We start from the raw sequence: 4,678 nt of genomic DNA on the forward strand, positions 1-4,678 counted from the left end.
ATGCCAGTTATGCGAGATCACCCTAATTACCATATCCAAGCGCGGACTGTCGGCATTTCAAAATTTTTGCACGCCGGAAAATGTACAGGTACACACCTGCATTTGGAAGTCCCGCCTGGAGTAATTGACCCTCGTGTTGGAGTATCCTACAACTCGACATCAATTGAGCGAGAAGAACTATTAAATATCTATAATTTAGCTACAGCTTGCGACTCTGCACTTATTTCCCTGACGCGGGCGTGTCCCTTTTATGAAGGACAGGCGTTAGGGCTAGCCGCGCGTACAATTCGTTATCGAGGTAGCGAAACCTTCGGTTGGGAGGGAGTTTATACTAATTTACAACCTGTCGGTGGACTCATGCCTTATGCCGAAAGTGTTGAGGGTTTAGTCGAGCAGCAGTTCGCTCGTTATCATGCTTGGCTGCAAGCAATGGAAAAAGCCGAAATTCAACCGAACCTGTTCAAAGAATCGGGAGTTAGCTTACTCAAGTCAGCTTGGAATCCAGTTCGACTCAACAAACTCAGTACAGTAGAAATCAGATGTATAGATAGCAACCTTTCTTCTGTAATTTTACTTGTAATTATATTGCTGGAAAAATTAGCTGAAGGAGTTAGACATGAGAACTTAACAGTAAGACCATCTAAAGGAATGCAGATATTTGAACTAGTTGGCAATCGCTTGTATGTACCAGATTTTGAATATTTATCAGGGGAATTGCTCTTAGCCTCAGCTACAGAAGGAATTAAAAACCCCAAAGTTAGAGCTTACGTCGATTCCATTTTGCAGTTTGCCAGCGCTGTTGGTGGCGAAGGAGCAAATTTTCTGGCAAAACTGTGCAGAAACCTTGATCAGTATCAGACGATAGAAGCCAGCATCTTGCAAGAGTTCACCCCAACAACTACTCAACTTTCATTAGATACTGGTTTGCGTTTAGTACGCTCAAGTTGTGACAAGCTAGAAGCTATTGTTTCATCGATAGATATAGAACATCCCCTCGCATCCTTGGATACTGATGAAGGATTGTTGCTACAGCAGCATTAATCGAATCTTACAAAAATGTTAGACGAAATAGTGAAATAGCATCAAGATGAGTAGAAAATCTCGAAAACCATTGATTGGGATTACAACTTACGGTCGCCTTGCAGCATTACCATTTTCTTTGCCAAGTGAATATATAGATGCAGTCCGTGCTTCAGGTGGCATTCCCATATTATTACCACCAGGAGAAATTGAGCCGGCTCAACTTCTAGATTCTTTGGACAGGTTTAATCATCTCTGGTGGTGGAGATATTGACCCTGCTTGCTACAACGGTTTTGCTCATCCTACTATTTATTCTGTTGATTGCGAACGTGATGCTTTTGAATTGCAGCTTGGCAAATTTGCTCTTGAACGTCCTCTGCCGATATTGGGTATTTGCCGGGGTTTACAAATTCTCATCGTCGCCTGTGGGGGTACTCTAATTCCTCACATTCCAGATGTTTACGGTACATCTGCATTACATCGTTTAGAGCCTGAGCCTGGACGACGTTTACCTACAGAACATCTTGTCAGGATAGATGTAGAAAGCCTTTTAGCTGACTGTTTACAGAATTCTCACATATCTGTAGTTTCTTGGCATCATCAAGCGATAGATAAAGTACCACCTGGTTGGCGGGTTGTTGCTCATGCTTCGGATGATGAAGTCATTGAAGCTGTGGAGCATGAACACCACCCTTGGGCAATTGGTGTACAATGGCATCCTGAGCTTTCAATTCTCGATCCCAATCATCAAAGACTTTTTCAAGCTCTCGTTCAGGCTGCACAGACAAGACACTTCTGGGATAACCCTAACCTCGCAACCGGCTCAGATCCAGGGTGATCCCCCCAATTAATCGGTGCTGAAAATTTTTCTGCAATTGCAATGCTTTCACCAGTGCCATTCAGACAAGCCTGGAAAGGAAGGGGCTGAAACTAAAAATGCAGCTTGGACTAGTAGTCTGCCAACCCAAAGATGCGCTTTTTCAGGCTGGGAAAAGGGTTTGGGGGAAAGGTTTTAAATCCCTTTCCCCCTTTCCCCAGTACCCTTTACCCTGCTTTCGTCACGAAAGCGAACTATAGATAGTGCTGGTTCCTTCGTAGTGATGACGAATTTGCAGAGGCATCGCCCAATTACACCTGATCGTGGTTCAAGAAGAACAGCATCAAGCGTTGTTTTCTGCCTGTGGGGTTGCCTAACAAGCACCAAAAATCGCCCCTCGGTTTGCTGCAAAATACTCCCCAATTTTGGGTACGATTTGCGACAACAGTATTAGATGAGCGACGGAATTCCCTCAATTTGCGTAGAGCGCGACACTTTTGCACCAACCGAAATGAGCGCCAAAAAACACAAATGAACTCACAACAGATGCGGGAATTTTTAAATCCAAGTAGAGGTTACTGAAATCACCTACCAGATGAGGGTTTTTGTCCTACATAGGATATACGATAAATTACGCCATTAGTATCGTCAGTAAATAACAGAGAACCATCTAGTGCTGTAGCTAAACCCACTGGTCTACCAAACTGTGCTTTTCCGTCTGGTCTTAAGAAACCTGTAACAAAATCTTCAAACTGCACTGGTTTGCCATTCTCGAAACGCAAACGCACAACTTTATACCCAACGGGTGGATTGCGGTTCCAAGAACCACGCATAGTGACGAAAGCAGAATTCCGATACTGAACGGGAAATTGGGAAGCAGTATAAAAAACTAAGTCCAAAGGGGCACTATGAGCTGTATAAGTGCTTACAGGTTCTTCGGTTTTTTTGCAATATTCCTCCTTGGTTGTGCCTGTTGGGTTGGCTTGGAGGTAGACATCAGGGCGACGAGCACCCCAACAGAATGGCCAACCATAATTTCCACCCTGTTTAATTAAGTTTAATTCTTCTGGTGGTATAGTGTTACCTCGCCAGTCTGAACCGTGATCCATTCCCCAAAGCTCCTTAGTTTGGGGATGCCAAGCAAAACCGATAGTATTTCGTAATCCTTTGGCGTAGATAGTTCGCTTGCTACCATCAGGTTGAACTTGCAATAGGGTGGCGTGTTCGTCATTTGGCTCGTCACAAGCGTTACAAGTGCTACCTACGGAAAGATAAAGCAATCCATCAGGGCCAAAGCCAATAGTGCGATTCGGGTGTTGTCCAGCATCAGGTAGATTGCTAATTAAGGTCTGGATCTTACCTTCCCTACCATTGGATAATAAATTAGTAGCGTATAAATGTGTATCAGTAACAAAATACAGGCGATTTTGGTTGATGGTGATGTCGTTAACAAACTTTAGCCCTGATGCAACAGTACGTTTTTGGTTAGCGCGTCCATCTTTGTTTGTGTCTGTTAAAGCTATAACATCACCTTGCTCACGCCGAGTTACGTAGACTGTACCATTAGCAGCAACTGCTAAGTTGCGGGGATTACCTAAATCTTGAGCAAATATGCTAATTTCAAACCCAGGGGGTAGCTGTAACTCATTCAATAAAGATTCATTGAATTTTAACCTTTCTGGAGTCGCTAAGTAACCTTCTACGCGCTCGATTCTTAATGGCTGGGGTTGTTGAGAGCTTACAGGAACAGCAAGTCCCAATGCTAAAGCACATCCCATCAAGAGAGATTTTGGTTTCGTGATTAATTTCATTTGTAAAGCCTGTAAGTATTGGTTTGCACTCAGGATTGCTCTTTTTAGCTGAAGAGTAAGGTACTTATACGGGTTAAACTACACTGTTACTCAGGCTATTGCATCTGACTAATGGAGTACAATCACTAACTAAATTCCAGCTTCAGAACTATATCTATTAATAGAGACACCCAACTGATTACTATTGTGGTCTTACTTTTAAAATCCGTGCATCATCCGTGCATCATCTGACTAAAACATCCTCTTAATCAAATAAATACTCTTGGATATCATTTTGATGATGGCGGAGAATGTTAATCGCCTTGACCTGGATTTGACGAATCCGTTCTCGGCTAAGGTTTAACTGTTGGACAATCTGAGCGAGATTGAAATGCTGATCGTTCTCTAGCCCAAAGCTTAAAGTCAACACTTGACGCTGTATAGGTGTCAGTGGTGCTAAAAATTTCGCCACGTCTTGCGATAAAAGTTCTTGGGTGAGCAGTTTTTCTGGTGAAGCACCAACGTCTGCTAAAATTTCGCCCAATTCTGTCTCTTTCTCATCTCCAACTTGTTTATTTAAAGAAATAGCTGTGCGAGAAGCGCTGAGATATTCTCGAAGCTTATCTGTGCTTATGTTTAATGTTGATGCAATTTCTTCAGCAGTGGCATGACGACCGAGCTTTTGAAAGCTTTCTCGCTGCACCTTCTTTACTTTATTAAGTATTTCAGTGAGGTGAACAGGCAATCTAATAGTCCGTGATTGTTCCGCAATGGCTCTAGTAATTGCTTGGGTAATCCACCAGTATGCGTAAGTTGAGAGTCTATACCCCAGGTTCGGGTCAAACTTTTCTATACCCCTCTGTAAACCGATTGCTCCTTCTTGGATCAAATCGAGAAATTCTAAATTGCGGTTTTGATATTTTTTGGCAACAGAGACTAAGCTGTTCCACATCTAATTTGCATAAAATGTAAATTAAATAAACTCGTGGACTTACTGCTATGCCAGCCAAAGGATACTTAAGTAAATTACAGAAAGAGAATTTACAAAAA

At 42.6% G+C, this 4,678-nt stretch carries 5 protein-coding genes; 3 read left to right on the forward strand and 2 right to left on the reverse strand.

Annotated elements, in window-relative coordinates:
- The 3 genes from H6G97_RS45715 to H6G97_RS45720 all read left to right on the forward strand — a co-directional run.
- Positions 1–1,041: glutamate--cysteine ligase (locus H6G97_RS45715; RefSeq protein ID WP_190947041.1), on the forward strand; the 1,041-nt coding region annotated here is incomplete at its 5' end.
- A 46-nt stretch (positions 1,042–1,087) separates the two neighbouring features.
- Entirely contained in the window at positions 1,088–1,294 is a 207-nt protein-coding gene (locus H6G97_RS54190) for a gamma-glutamyl-gamma-aminobutyrate hydrolase family protein (protein ID WP_242056073.1), read from the forward strand.
- A complete protein-coding gene (locus tag H6G97_RS45720) occupies positions 1,290–1,859 on the forward strand; it encodes a gamma-glutamyl-gamma-aminobutyrate hydrolase family protein (RefSeq protein ID WP_338421990.1) in 570 nt (189 codons plus the stop codon). The genes H6G97_RS54190 and H6G97_RS45720 overlap by 5 nt, the downstream gene beginning before the upstream one ends.
- A 563-nt stretch (positions 1,860–2,422) precedes the next feature.
- Here the strand turns inward: H6G97_RS45720 and H6G97_RS45725 are convergent.
- Together H6G97_RS45725 and H6G97_RS45730 are read right to left on the reverse strand one after the other, a co-directional pair.
- Positions 2,423–3,649, reverse strand: coding sequence for a PQQ-dependent sugar dehydrogenase (locus H6G97_RS45725; RefSeq protein WP_190947042.1), 1,227 nt, complete (start codon positions 3,647–3,649; stop codon positions 2,423–2,425).
- Between the two features lie 244 nt (positions 3,650–3,893).
- Entirely contained in the window at positions 3,894–4,580 is a 687-nt protein-coding gene (locus H6G97_RS45730) for a sigma-70 family RNA polymerase sigma factor (RefSeq protein WP_190947043.1), read from the reverse strand.
- Positions 4,581–4,678: the final 98 nt, after the last annotated feature.

Source organism: Nostoc flagelliforme FACHB-838 (assembly GCF_014698065.1).
Taxonomy (GTDB): domain Bacteria; phylum Cyanobacteriota; class Cyanobacteriia; order Cyanobacteriales; family Nostocaceae; genus Nostoc; species Nostoc flagelliforme_B.